This is a genomic window from Hungatella sp. SB206 (assembly GCF_051132295.1).
Classification (GTDB): Bacteria; Bacillota; Clostridia; order Lachnospirales; family Lachnospiraceae; genus Hungatella; species Hungatella effluvii.
The window spans coordinates 4,438,183-4,459,419 of record NZ_CP096603.1 but is presented as its reverse complement, the minus strand read 5'-3'; the positions used below and the strand labels follow the sequence as shown (position 1 = coordinate 4,459,419).

At 42.8% G+C, this 21,237-nt stretch carries 23 protein-coding genes; all 23 read left to right on the top strand.

Annotation, left to right across the window (positions count from 1 at the left end):
* The 23 genes from M1L66_RS19665 (at position 1) to M1L66_RS19555 (ending at position 21,217) form a co-directional block, all read left to right on the top strand.
* Positions 1-876 (top strand): hypothetical protein, encoded by an 876-nt coding sequence (locus M1L66_RS19665; protein ID WP_006567830.1) that lies wholly within the window; start codon positions 1-3, stop codon positions 874-876.
* Positions 877-902: 26 nt separating this feature from the next.
* Positions 903-1,298, top strand: coding sequence for a DUF4320 family protein (locus M1L66_RS19660; protein WP_008724714.1), 396 nt, complete (start codon positions 903-905; stop codon positions 1,296-1,298).
* A gap of 158 nt (positions 1,299-1,456) precedes the next feature.
* Complete coding sequence (locus tag M1L66_RS19655) at positions 1,457-1,840, top strand: hypothetical protein (RefSeq protein ID WP_330367881.1); 384 nt, start codon at positions 1,457-1,459, stop codon at positions 1,838-1,840.
* A gap of 72 nt (positions 1,841-1,912) precedes the next feature.
* The gene (locus tag M1L66_RS19650; RefSeq protein WP_006567827.1) at positions 1,913-2,503 is read left to right on the top strand and encodes a DUF6550 family protein; all 591 of its coding nucleotides are present in this window, start codon (positions 1,913-1,915) and stop codon (positions 2,501-2,503) included.
* A 217-nt stretch (positions 2,504-2,720) separates the two neighbouring features.
* Positions 2,721-4,376, top strand: coding sequence for a hypothetical protein (locus M1L66_RS19645; protein ID WP_006567825.1), 1,656 nt, complete (start codon positions 2,721-2,723; stop codon positions 4,374-4,376).
* Positions 4,377-4,463: 87 nt separating this feature from the next.
* Positions 4,464-5,117 (top strand): hypothetical protein, encoded by a 654-nt coding sequence (locus M1L66_RS19640; RefSeq protein WP_006567824.1) that lies wholly within the window; start codon positions 4,464-4,466, stop codon positions 5,115-5,117.
* A gap of 20 nt (positions 5,118-5,137) precedes the next feature.
* The gene (locus tag M1L66_RS19635) at positions 5,138-5,467 is read left to right on the top strand and encodes a hypothetical protein (protein WP_006567823.1); all 330 of its coding nucleotides are present in this window, start codon (positions 5,138-5,140) and stop codon (positions 5,465-5,467) included.
* A 161-nt stretch (positions 5,468-5,628) separates the two neighbouring features.
* Positions 5,629-6,489, top strand: a complete 861-nt coding sequence (locus M1L66_RS19630) for a phosphoadenosine phosphosulfate reductase family protein (RefSeq protein ID WP_006567822.1) — start codon at positions 5,629-5,631, stop codon at positions 6,487-6,489.
* A 62-nt stretch (positions 6,490-6,551) separates the two neighbouring features.
* Positions 6,552-7,028, top strand: coding sequence for an XF1762 family protein (locus M1L66_RS19625; protein WP_006567821.1), 477 nt, complete (start codon positions 6,552-6,554; stop codon positions 7,026-7,028).
* Positions 7,029-7,060: 32 nt separating this feature from the next.
* The gene (locus tag M1L66_RS19620) at positions 7,061-8,095 is read left to right on the top strand and encodes a hypothetical protein (RefSeq protein WP_006567820.1); all 1,035 of its coding nucleotides are present in this window, start codon (positions 7,061-7,063) and stop codon (positions 8,093-8,095) included.
* A gap of 23 nt (positions 8,096-8,118) precedes the next feature.
* A complete protein-coding gene (locus M1L66_RS19615; RefSeq protein WP_006567819.1) occupies positions 8,119-9,123 on the top strand; it encodes a DUF3991 and toprim domain-containing protein in 1,005 nt (334 codons plus the stop codon).
* A 23-nt stretch (positions 9,124-9,146) separates the two neighbouring features.
* Positions 9,147-10,061, top strand: coding sequence for a DUF5688 family protein (locus M1L66_RS19610; protein WP_006567818.1), 915 nt, complete (start codon positions 9,147-9,149; stop codon positions 10,059-10,061).
* A gap of 60 nt (positions 10,062-10,121) precedes the next feature.
* On the top strand, positions 10,122-11,015 hold the full coding sequence (locus M1L66_RS19605) for a DUF5688 family protein (RefSeq protein ID WP_006567817.1): 894 nt from the start codon (positions 10,122-10,124) through the stop codon (positions 11,013-11,015).
* Between the two features lie 50 nt (positions 11,016-11,065).
* Positions 11,066-12,010 (top strand): DUF5688 family protein, encoded by a 945-nt coding sequence (locus M1L66_RS19600; RefSeq protein ID WP_006567816.1) that lies wholly within the window; start codon positions 11,066-11,068, stop codon positions 12,008-12,010.
* A 20-nt stretch (positions 12,011-12,030) separates the two neighbouring features.
* A complete protein-coding gene (locus M1L66_RS19595) occupies positions 12,031-12,993 on the top strand; it encodes a DUF5688 family protein (RefSeq protein WP_006567815.1) in 963 nt (320 codons plus the stop codon).
* Positions 12,994-13,016: 23 nt separating this feature from the next.
* The gene (locus M1L66_RS19590; protein ID WP_006567814.1) at positions 13,017-13,922 is read left to right on the top strand and encodes a DUF5688 family protein; all 906 of its coding nucleotides are present in this window, start codon (positions 13,017-13,019) and stop codon (positions 13,920-13,922) included.
* Positions 13,923-13,931: 9 nt separating this feature from the next.
* Complete coding sequence (locus M1L66_RS19585) at positions 13,932-14,864, top strand: DUF5688 family protein (RefSeq protein WP_006567813.1); 933 nt, start codon at positions 13,932-13,934, stop codon at positions 14,862-14,864.
* 62 nt (positions 14,865-14,926) lie between these two features.
* Complete coding sequence (locus tag M1L66_RS19580) at positions 14,927-15,868, top strand: DUF5688 family protein (RefSeq protein WP_233458277.1); 942 nt, start codon at positions 14,927-14,929, stop codon at positions 15,866-15,868.
* The gene (locus M1L66_RS19575; RefSeq protein ID WP_006567811.1) at positions 15,865-16,770 is read left to right on the top strand and encodes a DUF5688 family protein; all 906 of its coding nucleotides are present in this window, start codon (positions 15,865-15,867) and stop codon (positions 16,768-16,770) included. The genes M1L66_RS19580 and M1L66_RS19575 overlap by 4 nt, the downstream gene beginning before the upstream one ends.
* Before the next feature lie 183 nt (positions 16,771-16,953).
* Positions 16,954-18,468: a DNA (cytosine-5-)-methyltransferase gene (gene dcm / locus M1L66_RS19570; RefSeq protein WP_006567810.1), complete on the top strand. Its 1,515-nt coding sequence runs from the start codon at positions 16,954-16,956 to the stop codon at positions 18,466-18,468.
* A gap of 574 nt (positions 18,469-19,042) precedes the next feature.
* A complete protein-coding gene (locus tag M1L66_RS19565; protein WP_235957585.1) occupies positions 19,043-19,222 on the top strand; it encodes a DUF5049 domain-containing protein in 180 nt (59 codons plus the stop codon).
* Positions 19,223-19,247: 25 nt separating this feature from the next.
* A complete protein-coding gene (locus M1L66_RS19560; protein WP_006567808.1) occupies positions 19,248-20,300 on the top strand; it encodes a hypothetical protein in 1,053 nt (350 codons plus the stop codon).
* Between the two features lie 92 nt (positions 20,301-20,392).
* On the top strand, positions 20,393-21,217 hold the full coding sequence (locus M1L66_RS19555) for a hypothetical protein (protein ID WP_006567807.1): 825 nt from the start codon (positions 20,393-20,395) through the stop codon (positions 21,215-21,217).
* The last annotated feature ends 20 nt before the right edge of the window (positions 21,218-21,237 follow it).

The window sequence follows — 21,237 nt, the reverse complement described above, 5'->3', positions numbered from 1 at the left end:
ATGTCAGTGTTATTACTGTTATTATTTGGAGGATTTCTCTTTCTGGGAATGTTCTTCCTGGCAGCGGATTTGTTAAAAATGCCATATATGAAGACAGAAAAGGCATTACTGGACAGGGGAAGAAATAGTAAAAAAGGGTCGGCGGCGTTAGATACGTTTTTACTGCAAGGAGCCATGAGATTGTCTCATGTAATCCGAATGGACGAATATCGGAAAAGCCGAATGAAAAATGTGCTGAAAGCAACAGGGATTAATATGACACCGGAAGTATATCAGGCGTATGCACTTACAAAAGCTGGTTTACTGATGGCTGGCATTATTCCGTGTTTGTTTCTTTTTCCGCTCCTAACACCTGTTATTGTGTTTCTTGCTGTCATGGTTTACTTTAAGGAAATTCAGCGCGCAGACGAGATGTTAAAGACGAAAAGAAAGTCAATTGAAGACGAACTGCCACGTTTTGTTGCTAATCTTGAACAGGAGCTGCAGAATAACCGTGATGTGCTTTCAATGGTAGAGAATTTTAGAAAAAATGCCGGTGCGGAATTTGGGGAGGAGCTAGGTGTACTTGTGGCAGACATGAGATCCTCCAGTTATGAGGCGGCACTTACTCGATTTGAAGCACGGTTAAACTCTCCAATGTTGTCTGATGTTGTCAGAGGACTGATTGGGGTTTTGCGTGGAGATAACAGCGTGGTATATTTCCAGATGCTTGCTCATGATTTTAAACAGCTTGAATTACAGAAATTAAAAAGTGAGGCCCAGAAAATACCGCCTAAAATCAGGGTTTTTTCGTTTCTCATGCTTATGTGCTTCTTATTGACTTACCTTGCGATTATCGTGTTTGAAATCATTAAGTCATTAGGAGGTATGTTCTAGCTCCAAATGAAAGGAGGTCAAGGAACTTGAAAAAAATATTAAAAACTAATCGTGGAGAGGGATATATAGACATATGCGTACTGGTATTGTGTGCCATGCTGGTGATTGCATTGGCGGTCAGCGTATTTCCGGTTTTTTTGGCTAAGAATCAGTTAGATACATTTGCTGTGGAATTGTGCCGTGAGGCTGAAATGAGTGGCAGAGTCGGAACTGAGACCACTAGGCGGGAACAGGTATTACGAGAAAGGACCGGACTAAATCCTAAAGTTGAGTGGTCAAAAAAGGGTAATATCCAACTAAATCAGGAGATTACTGTAAAATTGACGTTGCAGCGGGACCTTGGGTTATTTGGGAATTTTGGTTCCTTTCCAATTACCTTAAGGGCTAGTGCTACAGGAAAGAGTGAGGTATATCATAAATGAAGCGCCTGATTTGCTGTTTAAAAGATAGGCGTGGTTCCTCTTTCCCATTTGTGATTGCGGTTACATTGGTATTGATGTTAATAATGTGCGGATTTTTGGAGTTTTATCGGCTAAAGATCATAGCCAATGGCGTAAGGGACGCGGCACAGGAGGCTATCATGATAACTGTAAATGATAATTATGCAAACGTTTATCACGGTGTCAGGGAAGGATACAGTGGAGGATATCAGCCCAATAATGGAGGTTTTAAGTATAGTGTAGATAAAGGAAATGTGCTGTCAAAAATGGATAAAATCCTTGGAACAAAAGTTGAATCCGGGCGGCATGTAAAATATACAGGTGGGGTTCTGGAATATAGCATATCGGATTTAAGTGTTACTGCACGTAATGCGCCGCTTGCACCTGGAACACCGGAAAATGAACAGAGATTTGAAATTGATGCAATCGTAACATTAAAAGTACCGGTCCAGTTTGCGGGAAAACGTCTACCTGAAATGAAAATCAGGCTAAAAGTGCAGGCTGGATATATAGAAGTGTTTTAGAATTCAATAGACAGAATTGGAAAAATGTAGTATGTTTGATGCGACAGAATGTGAACCAGGAAGGAGAACTATATGAATGATAAAGTGAAAAAAGGTATGATTATTGCGGGTTGCGTGGTGTGTTGTGTTATTCTTGCAGTGATGATTGCAAGTAATTTCAGAAAGCCAGCAAAAACAAAGGATAAATTAGCAGAGAGCCAGTCTACAGAAATAGAAGTGAAACCGGAAATCAAAAAGTCCGAATTAGACAAGAAGTCAAAAGAGACTGAAAGTAAAGAAGAGGAATCGAAGAAAGAACCGGAGACTACGGAGGAGCAGAAAGAATCAGAGGAGGAAAAAGAGGGAAATAAGGACAACGGGCAGCCTGTACAGAATATTCAGCCCAGAGTGACTAAACCGGAAGAACCAGATCCAGAAGTATTAAAAAATCCTAATCAGAAACCAGATGGGGAGAGCGTGCAGGGCACGCCGGTTCCGGAAAACCATGATGAAGTAAAACAGCCGGAGACAGACACGGTTCCTGGAGCCGCACCAGAAGGTGAGTCACAGGAAGGAAAAATATATGCCCCAGGCTTTGGATGGATTGATGACATTGGGGAAGGGGAAGGCATTGAAGACAGTAACATTTATGAAAACGGTAATAAAATTGGGATAATGGATTAATTATCAATAGGTTGGTTAAATAGATGCATGACAGAAAGGCTATGAATTGTAGCGCCCTCCTGCTAAGCATAGAGAGAAATCAAAGATATAAATTTTATCGTTCGGCACAGCTATTTATGGCTGTGCTTTTTCATTGGAAAGGAGAACATTTGGGAATTTGAAAAGCAGAATAAGTTGGCTGACAAGGATTGTACTGTTCAGCCTGTGTTTTTTGATCATGTCGGTTCCAGCGTATGCGGCAGGGGAAGGTAATGTGGACGGCGGAGGCGGCAGCATGGGACAAGGTTCTTCGCAAAATTTTTGGTCCCCAGGTGATGAAGGGGTACGTGTATCGGTGATAAGTACAAGTGACCATAAAGTAGTAGGCACGCCTATTGACCTTACCAATAAAAGCCCATCTGATATTAGGCTTCATTTTGGAAAGGTGAGCAAGATGTCTTATACATCAGGTCATGGAATTGGTATATCCGGTTCAAGATACCAGTACATAAGACCAGCACAGAGACTTCCTATAATTATAAGTTCACAAAGTCTGGGACCATCAAGTATTGCGGAAATAAAGCGGTACTTTACGGACGAGCAGACGATACGTGGGATAGCAGGTTATATGGGAATAGATTTTGATATACTTATCAGCGGCGAGTACAGAATTATGATAGAGCCGATTGCGTATGTGACATTGCAGGGAGTAAGAGTTGCTATGACAGCAACGGAAGCGGCTTTATATGATGAGGTTGCAGGCGGGGTGGTATATTCCTGGTTACGTTCAGTTACCTTTCAAAATCTGCCCCTTGCAATGTTTCTCGAAAAATCTGATTTAGGATATCCTGCGTGGAACGGTCCAACTACCGGATTGCGTTCACATCAGGAAATCAAAACTTCGTTGGGACTTGGAATCATACGTTTTAATGGGGAGTTGCCAGAACCATCACCGGAGGTTACGACTTTTGATTATGAATACCGCACTAACACGGAGGTTATCACCAGTATCCGCGTGAGTGGCGGTCAAAGTGATCCGGACCATAAGGTATCTGTGACATTTAAAATACAAGGGAGAAATTATAAGGTGGACAGCGTATATTATCCCGAGGGAGGAAGTCAGCTTGCCTGGGTTCGGTGGACAACACCATCTACAGAGCAGACTATGGAAATTCCAGTAACAGTAAGAGGTGGTGGCCGTACAGACAAAGGGACTATACGGGTTAAGATAGTAAACCTGGACAAGAATCCACCGCCGAATCCAGTTGCAGATGACCGTAATGACAGTTATGCGAGGCCGGCAGTTCCATCAAAGAGTCAGCAAACGTCCGCTGATTGGAGTATTTGGCGACCATACTGGTATTCTTACTGGGTATGGCATAGTGGTGACGATGATGATGATGGATACTGGTGTGATCATGGCTGGTGGAAGTTCAATATTGATAGATATCATGCAAGTTTGAACGCAACAATGCGCGTCCAGCCAGATGATAAATCCCCTACGGCCCATGGCAAAACATTAAAAAGCGGATACGGATTTAACGAATATGTGAACAGTTCTGTGAGCACGAATCAGTCCAGTGCCGTGACTGGAGCCCAAAATGCCGTGACGTATTTTCCGGAGTTTCAATACAAGAAATACTGGCGTTTATTGGAGCGGATGTCGGGTGGGTATCATTCCGAATTTGAGTTCAAAAAAAATCAATACAGTACATTTAAGCGGAGGACACATTTCACTCCGATATGGATGCCAGATGGCAAATATACACCCTATACATGGTTAATAGATGCCTGGACACCAGCAGGAATGTTATCACTAAACCTGACCGATAATCTGACAATCAGCGGTAATTTGTGGACGGACTGGCATATCGCACCACAGAGACTAGATTAAAAAATAAAGTAAAAATAAATAAACAGTTACCAAAGAGGGAGACGCAGAGATCTTCCTCTTTTTGTTATTAGGAAGGAATGAAGTGGCATGTACGATAAAAACAAAACTTTGGATACCCTGAAAAATGAAATCTTCTTGTCAAAAGACAACCTGTATCTAGCGGAGGAAGCGTTAAATTCTGATCAGATACCCTATGAAACGGTAAAGAAGATTATGGAGGTTGGAGGATATAGAAATAAAATAAATGCTTTGCGCAAAGCGTATTTGATGGGTGTAAATTTTGACAACCTTATCGGTCTTGTACATGATTCAGACGGCCCGGAGGAAATCAGGTCAATAGCTGGGGCACTGGAACGGAAACTGGAAATCCAGAAAATTCAGATTGTGGCAGATGGAAAACACGATTACAGACAAATGGATTTAGTGTTTTATGGGTTTTATACTGGCAGAAGCATACAGGAAATGGAACTGGCAACAGATAACCGGTTTGATGAAGAGCAGATTGAAGAAATCCTGTCGGGTTTTCGCTATGGGCTTGCCTATGAACAGGTGGCATTTTATGCGAAAGAAGAATTTGATTGTTACCAGATGCGGACCATAAAAAGGGCGTTTCTGTACGATAATCTGACAGTGGAGGAGGCGGCAATATTTGCTTTACCCAGTAATAACACAAAGAAAATGCGCCAGGAGATTAGAAAGATAGTAGCACAGCGCGGTAAAACAAAGAAATCCAATCTGTAATCGTGAGAAAGGATAAACACATGGAGAAAGAAGCAATGGAAGATATCCTGCGATTGGCAGAGGATGTAAGCAGCCTTGTGATGGACCTTGGACCATTTGGGCTTACGGACGAAGATGAAGTAAAAAAAACACCGCAGGACCGGATACATGAGACATATCAATGGCTGTCCGAACCAAAGGGCTGTAAAGAAGCGTCCGAGTATTTTAAGGAATTGCTTGCAATACTGGATAAGACGGACGCAGAGTATCAAAGAATCGCTGATATATGTGAAAGAATCCATAAGGTCCAGGAAATAAAGCCATGGAAAGAAAAAGTAACTGTTAGAAACAGTCCCAGCTGTCGCAGATGACCAGGGCCTGGATATGTCCATAATATAGGACAGATTAAGGAAACAGAATCCCTTCAAGTAGAGAGGTTTCATAGATTCCTCTGGTAAAAATCTAAATAGAAATGCAAAAAGGAGGGATAAGAAGTTGTGGCCACGTAAAACGATAGTCTCTTCGACGCTTATTGGATTTAGAGACGAAGAGCATTGAACGGATTAAATTAGCAAGTGAAATGTCAAAGAGGTACTATGATGCCCCCATAATCTGTACTTACAGTGGGGGCAAGGATTCTGACGTACTTCTGGATTTGTTTATCCGGTCAGGAGTTGAATTTGAGGCCCACAATTCTCATACAACAGTCGATGCTCCCGATACGGTGTACTATATCAGGGAGAAATTTCGAGGTTTAAAAGAAAAGGGAATCCCATGTATTATCCATATGCCGCCACTGAGCATGTGGCAGTTGATTGTCAAAAAGAAGATGCCGCCCACCAGGATGCAGCGTTACTGTTGTGAAATCCTAAAAGAGAACACAACACCGGACAGACTGGTATCAACAGGTGTGCGCTGGGACGAAAGCACCAAACGGTCCAAAAGGGGACAGTTAGAAGCGGCTGCCCCAAAAGTCGAGAATAGGATTACTCTGATGAACGACAACGATGATAAGCGGCTGGTTATTGAGCGGTGTGCAATCCGTGGCAGGGTAGTGTCCAACCCAATCATTGACTGGACACATAAAGACATCTGGGATTATATCCGTTCCAACCATATGCCTTATAATCCGCTTTATGATATGGGTTATAAAAGAGTTGGCTGTGTAGGGTGCCCGATGGCTGGAAAAAACCGCTACAAAGAGTTTGCTGACTTCCCAAAGTATAAGGCAGCTTATATCCGGGCGTTTGATAAAATGTTAGTGGCAATCCATGCGGCGGGGAAACCTACTAAGTGGAAGAACGGAGAGGACGTGTTCCGGTGGTGGATGGAGGATAAAAATGTAGAGGGACAGTTGTGCCTCGCGGATTTTATGGACATGGGACCAGACTAAAACAATAAATCAACAACAGGAGGTTTACGTTCCAACCGGAACTAATTTATATAAAAAAGTGAATGAAAGCAGTACCGATTGAGTTAAAGGCGGCAAATGAATATGTCGCGCAGAATCATAGGCATCATAGCCCTGTATACCGGGACAAATTCCGTGTCGCATGTACTGAGCATGGCAGAATATGTGGCGTGATACAGTGCGGCAGGCCAGTATCCAGGCATTTAGACGATGGAAAAACGCTGGAAGTAACGCGTTGCTGCACAGACGGTACAGCCAATGCCTGTAGCTTCCTATACGGGCGGGTAGCCCGGATTGCAAAAGAGATGGGATATGAGCGGATTATCACTTATATCCTTATCTCTGAATCCGGTGCTTCCTTAAAAGCGGCAGGGTGGGAATGTGAGAAAGAGATTGCAGGGGGCGGCTCCTGGGATACACCTGCCAGGCGCAGACATACAACAGCACCGCAATGTAAAAAGCAAAGATGGATGAAAAATTTGTGTAAAGAAGGTGATGAGAGTCGAGAATCGGAATTATAGATGCTGATTTATTGGATAAGAACAGGCACCGCATGCCGAATCTGGCATGCATGAAGATCAGCGGATTCCATAAGCAGATGGGGGATCAGATACATTTGCTGACGGAGTATTCAGGCTTCAATGAGTTTGATAAGGTATATCTGTCAAAGGTCTTTACGGCTACGAGGTATCCGCCGGAAGTCTTAAAGATGGAGAATGTAGAATATGGAGGTACTGGGTTTTATTTAGACCAGGCTCCCGAGCTGCCCTACGAAATAGAGCATGCCATGCCGGATTACAGTCTGTATGCGGATTGGCTTAAAGGTAAGGGAGAAGAAGGAAAAAAGAGTAAGAAGTATAAGTATTATCGGGATTATTCTATTGGGTTTTTAACAAGGGGCTGCTTTAGGCAATGCCCTTTTTGTGTGAACAAAAATAAAACGGTATCCGTTCCTGCAAGCCCAGTGTACGAATTTTACAATCCACAGAAAAAGAAGATCTGTCTGCTGGATGATAATTTTCTGGCATGTGGGGAGTGGAGTGCATTATTGGGACAACTACGGGAAACCGGCCGTCCGGTCCAGTTCCGGCAAGGACTGGATATCAGGCTGATTACCAGGCAAAAATCCAGGGAACTGGCATCTTGTAGATTGGATGGCGACTTATTATTTGCCTTTGACAATATCAAGGATAAAGAAACAGTCATAGAAAAGATGAAGATCATAAACCCAATATTCCAGGAATCAAAAAGGATCAAGTTCTATGTATTAACTGGGTTTGATGCAGATGGAAGATATGACTGGACTTTCTGGAAACAGGATATCTTACAGGCATTTGAGCGTATCCGGATTCTAATGGGGGTGCGTGCGTATCCATATATCATGCGGTATGAGAAATATCAGGAATCACCTTACCGGGGAATGTATGTAAACCTGTCCAGGTGGTGTAACCAGCCCCAGATGTATAAGCAGATGAGCTTCCGTGAATTTTGCCACTTGTCAAAAGAAGGGAGCGCCTGCAGAACGTATCTGGAGGAGTATGAAAGAGACTTTCCGGAAATCAGCAGTTATTTTGACATGAAATTTTAAACTCTGATTCAGGAGGTGGTGCTATGAAGTTTACAGATGAAGAATTAGAGATAGCCAGAAGCGTGGACCTGGTGTCTATTGCTGAAAGGCAGGGCTTCACGGTGAAGCGGGTAGGCAGTTACTATACATTGAAAGAACATGATTCTATAAGGATTAAAAATCGTAGGAGCTGGCTGCGTTTTTCCGTACCCGAGGGCCAGGACGGTCACAACGGGGATAACATTGAGTTTCTGAGACAATTTTGCTATATGGATTTTCGTGAGGCGGTTATCTATTTGTTGAACGAGGCCGGTTATCGGTATGAGGATAAATCATTTAAAGATGATACAAGCAGGAAAAACCACGAGAGAAGAAAGGAAGAGCAAAATAAAGAACAAGAAGGGAAAGGGGAGTTTGTGCTTCCCGAACCAAACGACAATTATCGGAGGTTATATGCCTATCTGTTAAAAACGCGCTGCCTGAGCAAAGAAGTAGTTGACTGGTTCGTTAAAAAAAAGCTGATTTATGAAACACGCAGATATCATAACGTGGTTTTTATTGGCAGGGATTCCTTTGGTACAGCACGGTTTGCCAGTATGAGGGGAACGGTGGATAATTATGGAAACCCGTTTAAAGGGGACGTGGAGAACAACGATAAAACCTATGGTTTCAATGTAAGAAACAAGAAAAATAAAGAAGTCAAGGTATTTGAGGCAGCCATTGACCTGATGTCTTATATGGATTATAAGCGTGATGGGCAGTCAAACAAGTTGGCATTAGGGTCAACCTGGGACGGGGCATTGGACCGGTTCCTGCTAGAAAATCCACAGATTAAACGAATAAGCCTGTATCTTGATAATGATAAGGCAGGCCGGAAAGCAGCGGCACTTATACGCAAGAAATATATAGAGATGGGATATCACGTTAAAGTCCGGTTCCCGCCATATGGGAAAGATTGGAATGAATTTCTTGTTGCAGAAAGAAAAAAGGCAGTGATTCAATATTTGAACAGGAATAGCAATCTGGACCGGAAACAGGCAATCGGATAATTTCATAAAAGCAAGGAGATAGTATGGATTATTTTAATTTCAAAGAAGAGTTTCTCTATCAGTTCATTGACCTGATGGAGAAAAGCAAAACGTTAGGAGCGTTGAACTTGGTTATGGAAGGACTACCAGGTGAATCAATCACAATGACTTTCAAGGATAGGTACTGCCCTATGGTCAGCATAGAGGAACTGTTTTTGAGAAGCCAGTATGAAATGCTGCCAGTCAGGATATTGGCTTCGGAGACACTGCAGGAATTTCAGACGGCGGAAACCGGAGGTATCCGATTGAAGATGGATACGGTCAAGAATCCATTGTTTGTAGAGTTCCATGCAGTGAATGCAAACAAATACCAGATGAGGCTGGAAGAATTGGAGCTGCCGTATACCAGACTGGGAGATATGTGTATCTTTTATCGGTTCCGTGTGAAAGAGGAAAGTGAAAAACTTGTATACACCATGCCCGTAGATGAAGAGGACTTACAGCGGTGGGGAATGCATGTAGATCAACTGCATGCGTGCGTGTCAGACAATGCTTTCTCCCAGTATAGTGTGCAGATTGAACCGGTTGCAGCCGTTATACGGGAAGGCTTGGAGGCAGGCTTTACGCTTGGGAGAGGAAAGATTACAAATGAACGCGCAAGTGCCTGGCGGCTGACAGGTCCGGGAGGCGCGGCAGGCATGCTTTATAGGAATATTCTGGATGAATTTGCAGAAATGGTCAACACGGATCTGTACCTGCTTCCAGTAACAGCAGAGGAAACCGCTATATATGCCGCCGACCAGTATACACCTGCTGACCTTCAGATGCGTCTCGAAAGAAAAAAATCCTTAAAGGGATTTGTAAGCCATCCGTTGTCAGAGTCGGTTTTGTATTATAGTCTCAAGAGTAAAACCCTGACGGTGCACCAGTCTTCATTGGTGAAAAAAACCCTGGTCTAAGAGTCGGTACGGGAGTCTACAGATGCAGGAAATGGTAAATAGACGAAGAGGAGAACCAAAATGCGCGAATATGATGAAAACCATGCATATGAGGAAGTCCGGGAGGATTTCATTAAAGAATATAAGGCACAGCTAGAACGCAGAGGAAATGGGGAGAAGTTGGAAATAGTGGCGGAAGGTACTCCTTTTGAATCCTTTACATACAAAGGGAATGGACCTTTATTATGTACCAGTATCTCTATGGAACTGGTGTACAGAAATTGCTATATTTTTGCCATTCGAGAGATTGATGAGGCCGTATCTACTATCTTGGAGATTCAGGATGAGGCAGAATGGATATCCCCGGAGCGGCTGGAACAACTGGAACATGTAATAGTGTTTCCGGTAAATCTATCACATTGCAGGGATAAGCTGGAAGAAAATGATATTGCATATTTTCCCTTCGAAGATATGGCGATCACTTATCAATTCTGCATTGAGGACAATGAGAGGTCGTATCGCAGGGATGTTACAAGGGAATGGCTGAATAGGCAGGGGATAAATGCAAAGGAACTCTTTGAAAAAGTAAGGTATAAAGACCTGGAGCAAATTTGGGGCGAAATTAAAACCATAGAGCAGGTGGGAAAAAAATCAGAGGATTCACAGCAGGCTGCTTTGTATGGCGTCAATGGCTTTGGTGCTGCCCTTTATCCAAAAGTGATGGAGCAGGTAGTAAAAAAAATGGGCAGTGAAGTGCTGATTGTACCTGAAGAAACCTATACGGCTTATATTCAGACACCGGATATTATGAGTGCTGCAAAACTGCAAGAAGAATTACAGGAGGACAATCGTGTGAAACTGGTGACTGGCGATAGGCACCTTGTACTTTCTGGGAAGATATTTAAGTACGATACCGGCAGGAAAAACCTGGTCCCGGCAATGGAACATACCATTGAAAAGCATAGAGTGAAATGAAAACCGCTTTAATCGGGAGAAGCGCAGACGGCCAGAAGGGAAGGAGATAGATGTATTATTATAGTGAGAACGAAGCATATGACGAATTACGAGAGGATTTTATTGATGAATTTCAAGACCAGCTACAAGAAAGAGACAGAGGGGAGGAACTGAAGCTGATAGCTGAAGGCACGCCATTTGAAGCCATTATGCTGAAAGGTGGAGGGGAGTTAGTTTGCCCCAGTATTCCGATGGAATTGGTGTATCTTAACTGCTATGTTGCTGAGAACAACGAGTTAGACGAGGCGGTCACGCAGATTCTGGGTATATTTGATGGGGATGAGTGGATACCGCGCGAACAATTTGAGCAGATAGAGCATGTACTTATATATCCTATGAATTTGGCAGAATATGAGGATAAACTGGTGGAGGGAAACATTGCATATATGCCATATCAGGATATGGCGGTCACTTTCCAATTCTGTATTGAAAGAGGGGAGAGATCGTACTGCGGAGATGTTACAAAAGAGCATTTGGAAAAATGGGGAATCGGTGTGGAGGAACTTTTTGAGAAAGTCAGATACAAGGATGCAAATGAAATAGGAGTGGGTATCGTAAATATGTACGATTCACTTACAAACAGATATGAAAATGATAAAACAATCCTTTTTAGGCCGGCGGATGGTGTGCCATTGGAACTGAAGCAAGTCTACAATGTCTATGGTGTGAATGGCTTTGGTGCAATCTTCTATCCGAAAGTTATGGAACTGGTGTATGATAAATTAGGGGACGAGATGCTGATTGTTCCCAATGATGCCTTTGGTGCTTATGTCCATGCGCAAAGTGTTGGGAATCTGTCAGACTTATATGAGAGCCTGACCAGTGAGAATATAATGAAAGAAGAAACAGGGGAAATACGCCATAAACTATCTGAGCGGGTTTTTAAATACGATCTGGAAAGCAGAAACCTGATTCATGCAGTTCCTCCGAAAATTGAGAAACAAAAATTGAGATAGGTAGGTGGGTTAGTGGATTGATGAACTTAATAAACTATGACCAATTTAAGGTTGCTTATCTACAAAAAATAGCAGAACTTTTAGACCAGCATGGTTATTCCATCAGACCGGTCGTGATAGGGGAAGGGTTATCGCTGGAAAAGGCAACCCTGGATTTAGGCGATAAAATCTGTCATTGCATAGACCTTCAGGAAATTTATTCGGATTATTGCAAAAATGCTAGACCAATGTTTTCTATTGTGAAGGATACATTGGATTGTTTCCGGGAGTTTGGTACAGTACAAAGAGAACAGGTGGAATGCATAGAAAGTGTTTTAGCCTGTGTAACAAACTTTGAGAAAAGCAAAGAAATCCTGCGGGGTAAGGGTATACCATATTTGGCAGTAGGTGACATGGCAGTATATTTCAGGTTTGATTATGAGCTGCCTTTCGGCGGTACAATGGAAAGTATTGTAACAAAAGACCATCTCCTAAAATGGAAGTTTTCAGCCGAAGAATTATTCAATATTGTTAGGCAATGCGAGGCACAGAAAATCGGTGCCTGTGCTTATGACTGGGTGGAAAGCCTTCAACCATATGATTTTGGCCATATACCTGTGATTGCAAGAGCAGAAGATATCTACAATGCGCCATATGAGCTGTATGGATTGAACGGTGCCGGGGCGATACTTTACCCCGAAGTGCTGCGTCAATTTGAAGAGGCTTTTCATGAGCGGGTCATAATCGTACCGTATTCAGAACGAAAAGCGGCCATATTACCGGAAAGCCGTATACAGGATATGTGGGTACAAAGAAAAATCCGGGAGTATACGGAGGATACGGACGCGCGGTTATTTTTGTCCAGGCAGGTTTATTCGTATACAGAGGGGAAGTTTTACAGGCTCAAGGGTGGTATAGAACAATTACAGGCTGTCATTGATCAGAAATTGGAGACAACTATGAATCATGAGAAAACACTGGTCGGTAAAAAGCAAAGCAGATAAAATCTCAAGGAGGACAGACAAAGATGGAATATGAAGAATTCATCCAGTTTTTTACCCATGAAGTCAACTATAATTTAAAAATGCTGGGTGTTCCATGGCGGGCTAAGTATGAGAACACAGGCGGCAGAGAAGAAGTTTTGGTGGTAATCCATGGTGGAGGGCATGATTTTCCTCCGATTAAAGTTCACGATTATTACCAGGAGTTTTTGCAGGGGATGCCCTGGGGAGTCGCTGCACGGAAAGCAACACAGGATTTCTTTGATGATGAGAGCACAAAATGTGCACTGATGGATATGGGGCTTTTTCATGCAGATATGGTAATTCCCACTTTTATGAACACAGAGGAAAATGAGGAACTATTGAAAACCGTTCCATATTCAAGGTTTGAAGATTTAGCAGTTATACTTCAAATTGCATATCAGTCCCTGGGCGGTATCAATCTCAACCTTGTGGTAACAGACGATATCTTACAGGGATGGGGGCTGAGGTATGATGAACTTTATCAAATGGCCCTGGATAATCCGAGGAATGTTGAGTCTGTACAGATGATAGAGTTGCACAAGATGATAGATATTATATCACCCGATGAAACAGTAGAGGATTTACCTCCCTTCTATGTGGTAACGAATACTGGTCAACATTTAGGCGCTGCAGGTATTCTTTACAAAACCAGAATGTATGAACTTGCAGAAACTATGGGGGATGATATCTTATTGGTTCCTATGAGCGTTGACCATTTTTTGGCAATGCCGCTTTTAGACCAAAAGGGCATAGATTATATATCTAATGCACTACACAGTAGTAAAGAGGTAATCACTGGAAGTATAAAGCCCCTGTCTGGGAATCTATACCACTATAATTGTGAAACCGCACAGTTTCGTATGATTACTCCCAGCCAGTTAAAAGAAACGAAAAAACGAGGCAGATAGGGGGAGGGTTTGAGAAACGATAGATATTCAATCATAGAGAAAAGGGAATTTTATGAAACCTTTGTATATGAATTAAACAATAATTTACAAAAGATGGGATTAGGGTGGAAGGTGGTGCTGCCTGACCATATTTCGGATGGCTGTGTGATCAGTTTACAGGGCAGCCCAGAGAAAGGCTCAGAAATATTTCCTTTTGTAGCATATAACCGTCATACACAGTTGGGAGAACCCCTGTGGCTGGTAGTCAGGAATTCGCTAGAGTTTTTATTGCGGGATGACCGGATCACCAAAGCCGCATTTAAAGAGATGGGGGTGTTATCGCCAAATCTAGTAGTTCCGACATTGATGAACGCGAAAAGAAATCAAGAGGTATTGGACAATTTCCCACATAAGCTATATGGAGACGGGGACCTTGCCATTGTATTGAGGATTATTTATCATTCAACAGATTGTTTGCTTGAAGATATGCACCTTAATTTAAGAGTGACAAGTGAAATGCTGAATGAGTTTGGAATGGATTTTGATACCCTTTATCAGTGGTCGCTTGATAATCCGGAAAATCAAAGGGCTGTTTCCGTGGAACCGTTTGGGACAGAACCGGAAAAGAAGGATATCTACATTATGACAACAGAGAGCTTTTACTGGGGTGCTTCTGCTTTTTTATACAAAGAAAAAGTACACGAGCTGTCAGATAAACTGGGTGGCGATATGATACTATTTCCTACAAGTATCAATCAATGCGTGGCATTATCAAATAAAAACAGGGACGGAAGAAAATGGATTCAGGAAACCCTCTACGACTCTAAACAAAATGGTTTTCAGCAGAGGGAAAAAGATTTATCCGATTATATTTATGTTTATAGCCGGAAAACAGATGAGATCCGTAAAACAAGTCAAAGGATGCGGCAGAAGCCAAAAGTGAATAAAAACCATAGCAGGTGACTTTTCAGAGCGATTCAGAAAAGAACCTGCTTTTTTCATTTAATCATAAAGGAGATAAGAATATGAACCTCAAATTATATAAACAGTTTTCAGATGCTTACCAGCAATGTATTCGTTCCGCTTTTGAGGATTCCGCAATTCGCGGGGAAGTTAGAACGGTGGCTAGGGGTCTCCCGACCGAGGGAATCACAATTTTATTTGAGCAGGAGGGGCGGTACTGCCCCGTCATTCCGGTAAGGGAGGCTTTTTTGAGAGCGGAGATGTTTGACACCTGGGAAGAGGAATTGGCAGACCGGGCGATGGAAGTGTTCTCTGATGCGGAAGCGGAAGATCTGCGTATTGCAGTAGGCCAGTTGGAACAGCCGGAATATGTGGCAGTATATGCCGCAAACCATAGAAGTGACCTGGAAGCCCTGAAAAAGAATGATATGCCTTACCAGGTTATGGGGGACATGGTGCTCTACTATATGTTTCACGCACCGCTGGGAGACGGGCGTTATTATCAGGCAGAAGTAACCAATAAACATCTGGCATCCTGGAAAATGAGAAAAAGTGATTTTCATAATTTTGTACTGGAACATTCGCTGGTATCCATGGAGAGCAAAATCTATCCGTTGTGTGAGAAGATTGAAAATGTGCTGGAAGGTATTTCGTGCTGTCTGAACAATGGAGAGGCAGAGGATAGCCTTGGTTATGTGGTCACGGGACCTGGAGGAGCGGCAAGTGTATTATACTGGGATACCTTACAGGAACTTAGCCGCCTGATGCCGGATAGCTTTTATATTTTGCCATATTCAGAGAGGGAGGCTTATATCCTGCCTGATACTATGGGAGCACTGGCACCAGCATTTTCCATTGAAGATGTCCACAAGAATGGGAACCGTCAGGTTCGACACAGCTTGGCTGGGTATGCCATATCAAGTCATGGTTTCCACTATTCACCATCGGAGAACAAGAACAAATTGCTGACCATACGCGAATGGTTGAAGGGTGTAAATGAATGACATATGAAGAATATAAACAGGGACTGATTACAGAACTTGGGCGTCACATTGATGAAGAGCATCAGAGATTGATAGTAATAGCAGAAGGTACGGACAATGAGGAAATAGCCCTTGAACTTATGCAGCCGCCTGTGTGTAGCCAGTCATTGTCAATCCATAGCTTATATAGACAGTGGAAAGAAGGCGAATTAACGGCCCAGGTAAGCAGTATCTGCGATTATTTTGAAAAAAAGCGTGCTATTGAAACGATTGAGCAGTTAGAAAATGTTACGATTTGGGCGGCTAATTTTGAAAAGGCAGCCGAAAAGCTGGAAGGGAATGATATACCATATCTGCCTGTTGGGGATATGGCTGTATATTTTCAGTTCTTTGATGAAGTCTATGACGAGGATGAACAGTGGCCTCTGGATTATAAAAGACCTGTCCAAAATGAACATTTAAAGCAGTGGGGACTTACGGTACAGGAATTATTTGATAAAGTCAAATATTTCGATATGAATGAACGCTTTCAGACGGTTTTGGATACGAGCAGAGCTGTTCTGGCTCATACATTAGGGGCATTAAGCGGGGCGCTTCCAGACACAAAAGACTATTACGGGGTGTACAGCGAGAATGGGATTGCAATCATGTTCTATCCCGAGGGTTTGAGTGAAATCTCAAGGCGTTTGGATGATGACCTGTATGTTATGCCGTTATCAAATGATAAAATCCTTGTCTGTCCAATATCAGGACACAGTTTGGAAACTTTGCAGGAAATAGTAAAAAAGAGCAATGAGATGGATAAAAGAGCAGAAGTGTTCCCTGTCCAGGTCTCTAATATGGTGTTCCAGTTTGATGCCGAAAGCCTTGCAATCCAACCGGCGGCACAGATAGAGAAAAAAACGAGACATAAGGCAAGATAAGATGAAGGCAAATCTTTGAAAGGGGGTGGTTAAGCCCAATCCAATAAAAATTCAGCAGTCATAGAAATTTAATTTGTACCAGTAGCTCGTAACTTATTCGGAAACTGATTACATTCAAACATTTGAAAGGAGGTAAGAGGTAATCCCGGGTAAAATGTGTAGCTACACCCTCTAAGAAGGGAATTGGATTATAAATTAATAAATTTTTGTGAGTTTGACAAATATGCAGTAAAAAGTTATTGCGCCATACATGGGGTTGACGAGAGTGCCAACCTTGGGGATATTACGAAAGTTGATGAGAAAAAGCTACCTTATTTCAACTTTATCTGCGGTGGAAGCCCGTGTCAGGATTTCTCCCTAAGTGGGAAGCTGGCCGGTTCCGTCTGGAGGTGCAGAGATTGCGGGCATGAGGTAAACCCGCTGCAGGTACATTGGAGCAAACGGGATTTTTGTGAAAAATGCGGCTCAAAGAATCTGGATAAAACAAGGTCCTCTCTCCTTGTAGAGTGGCTTCGGGTTATCCGGGAAGTAAAGCCGATGTTTGGAATTTATGAGAATGTAAAAAATATTGTTCAGGCAAGGTTTCTAAACAGCACATTCCGTCTATTTGAGCAGGAATTGCAGGAATATGGATACAACACCTATTGGAAGATATTGAACGCGAAAAATTATGGGATTCCGCAAAACCGGGAACGGGTATACCTCGTCCTGATTAAAAAGGAATGTGATAATGGAAAATTCGTATTCCCAGAGCCAATGGAAAACGGGAGGCGGCTGATGGATATCCTTGAAGATGAGGTAGATGAGAAATATTATCTGTCAGATGATAAAGTGCAGAAACTGATTACAGACATGAAGGAGCGGAAAGCGCTTCTGTATATGCCTGGGGAAGAGGAACTGAAACAGTGGGAAAATAAACTGTATAAAGTTGGACAGGTTCAGGGGTATCTTGGCGATCCCCAGACTGGCAGGGTATACTCTGCAATCGGTTCCAGCCCTACTTTGCTGGCAAGCGGTGCCGGAAGAAATAAAATAGCCGTGGTCGGAAGTATTGGAAATTCCCAACAGAGTGTTATACTATCAGGGATGGGAACTGCCAATACCCAGCTTGCGAGCCACGACCAGACAAAGATTTTGCAAGTGGGGGCAATCCGTGGAAGATATAATGAAGAGGGAAGAGTCGAACAGCACCTGGAACTAAAGGATAAGCCTTGGTGCAGCTATGCGATTACCTCCGTACAGAAGGATAACATCATTCTGGTGCGGCAGGACACCGTAAAAGGCTACGAGGAATGTATGGCAGAGGGAGTTGTAAATATCGCCTATCCGAATGCTGCCGGAAAACGGGGCCGGGTACAGGGACATGGGACCATCTGCCCGACAATCACTGCGCAGGGAAATTCCCTGTGCAGGCTGGAATCAATCCTTCGTATCAGGCGGCTTACACCATTAGAGTGCTTCAGGCTGATGGGTTTTGATGATGAAGATTACCAGAAGGTCCTGGAAGCGGGCATCAGTAACAGCCAGGCATATAAGCAGGCAGGAAATTCGATTGTAGTGAATGTCTTAACCAGTATTTTTGAAGCTTTATATAGCGCTATGCCTTACCTGTTTGAAGATGTAAAGATAGGAAGCTTTTTTTCCGGGATAGGTGCCTTCGAGAAAGCACTGGAACGATTTTATGGGAACCGTCAATGACAGAGATATAAAATCTTAATATAAAGAACATCAATGCAGAATGGATTGGGAAAAACAGAACTATTTTAAACAGCAGGTCAAGGGATGCTATCAAATGCGGCAACCTAGTATCAAAAACAAAAGTGGAATTCTGCTATCAGGTTTAATTGACTGATAGCAGATAACCTTGGAATGTGATATCACAAAGCCTTTGATGATATCATACTCCATACTGCCTGCTATCAGATATATGAAGCTGATAGCAGGCAGTATGTGATTTGAGGGGAAACTGCTGTCAGTTTCCCTTTTCTGCTATCAGATTTTCGCGTAATATCCGCGGAATTGATAGCAAAAAATTGTGAATGATATCAGCTTTTTGAGGCTGATATGGGGGTATTAGGGGATCTCCCCTAACAAGATGGATTTTGTACGGCAAAATCCGTATCTTGCAGAGGACTGGCAAAGCCAGTCCGGACCGGCCCCTTAGATTTTCAGAAGTAAAGAGGGCAAAAAGAAAAGGGAAGGAGCTGGAACTGTAATAGAACCTATTGTGAAAGAGCAGATATTGGTGGTCAGGGATACTGGTGAAACCAATATGTTTGACGTGACTGCAGTTACGAAAATTGCACTAAAAATGGGATTTCTCGAACTGGCGGAATATTTGCAGAACCATAAAAGCGAATATTGCCATTTTATTATATGGGGGAAAACTTCCGAACAAGAGCATCAGAAAAAGGAGGACATTCCCAAACAGGACAGACAGAAAAATAGATAATACAGAATGTAAAGGAGACAGAGTATTGAGGTATGAACCAGAGGAATTTGAACGATTAAAAGATTACGTGGACGAATTCATGAAGAGAGGACCATTGGGAGACATTTTTACCCCATTTTTCTATAAGCCGTATCCTTACAACCAAACCGAAAATGTTCTGGATACGCTCCGGTTTGCGGATGCCAGGAAGCTGCTTATTGATTACTTATATAAGGTCAGCCGTGCAAAAAGCATTGAGGTTACAAGGCAGACAGAAGGCTTGATCGGAGAACTATGGGAATATGGATATCCTGACAAAAATAGAGAGTCGGACTTTTTGAAAAATCTGGCCTGGGATATATGCAGAATGACAAAATCTGTTGATTACTGGCAATGGGAAGCGATGCGTTTACCAGGAGAATCGGAGTCGGACGTAGTGAGACGTACCTATCAGGAGATAAAGAATCCGGAGAAGCGGCGTGAGTTCATGCAATTCTGGATTGACTATTTGGAACGTATGAGGCCCAAATATGAACTGGAAATACAGGCTGCGGAAGTTTTAACAAGACTAAACAAAGGATTTACGCACATGGAAACTCCATTTATGGAGAGAATTAAGGTACTCGTAGAAAATAAAAAATTTTTAGATTCTCAAAAGTATCATGATGCCAGTATTTACTATATCCTAAAAAAAGAACAGGATGGGGCCGTCAGTTACAAGGGAGTTGCTGAATATGAGCAGGAAATGGCAGTCTATTTTTCTATTTCTAAGGAAGAAGTTACTGAAATTTATATAGGTGATACATCGGTTCATGAGGATCTGTTTAAACCGATGGAAGAAGGCTATAAAATAGCGGCGATTACGATGGATGGCCACTTTAATGTCTGGGACGAACTTGACAGGGAGGGCCTCGACGCGTTGCCCCATAGAGAGGGATTTGAGGATTACCTTATTTACTGTAAAGAAAGAAATATCACAGCGGCGTCTATTACAGCGTCTATCGGATGGAGTGTAGGAGATCTGCTTGATGAGGTAAAATTACAGAAGCAGGATTATATGAATCATGTGAGCCAGGCAGACAGAAAAAGGACTCGATAGTGAAAAAACTGAAATGGCAGGTAAACCGCCATGTAAAGGGCAGGGTAAGAAAAATGGCTATAACGGTTATTTAGAAAAGAGGAGACAGGACATTGAAATATGAACCGGAAAAGTTTGAAGCATCAGGGATACATGAGGTGAGAGAACTGGGAATGGGGAAGGATTTATCCAGGGATATCTGCAATATGCTGAACGCTGTTGGGGGTGGGGAATGGAATGCAGCGCGCTTACCCGGAGAATCAGAGGCACATGCGGTGGAAAGAATGTGCAGGGAAATAAATAATCCAGAGAAGAAACAGGAATTTATGCAGTTCTGGCTTGACTATCTGAAACGCAAGCAGCCAGAATATGGGCTGGAAATACAGATTGCAAGAGTCCTGACGGAATTAAATAGTCTGCCCCCAAAGATACAAAACCCCCAGATGGATGTACTCAAAGTGCTTTGTGAAAACAAAGAGTTTTTGGATTCGCAAAAGTACCAGGGAGCCATTATCTATCATATTTTAAAAATGGAGGCGCACGGAGAGGACACCTATCAGGGATTGGCAGAATATGGGCAGGACAGGGCTGTTAGTTTTTCTCCTTCTGCGCATAAGACTGTTGAATTTAATATTGGATACGCATATACAGATAAATATCTGTTTGGGCTGCTGGAGGAAGGGTACAAAATTGCTGCAATGACAATGGACGGCCATTTGGACGCCTGGGAGGAACTGAGCAGGTGGGGCATTGGAGCAATCCCCCATAAAATGGGGGTAGCGGATTACCTGGAATACTGTAAAGAAAACAACATTTCAGCAGCGGCTATTAAGGCTGCTACTGGGTGGGAGGTATTAGATTTATTTAAGATGGCAGAACTGGAAAAACAGGACTCTGCTTATAAACCGCACCTGGAGAGCAGACACAACAGCCGTTGATAAAGAAATAGGTGAGGTGG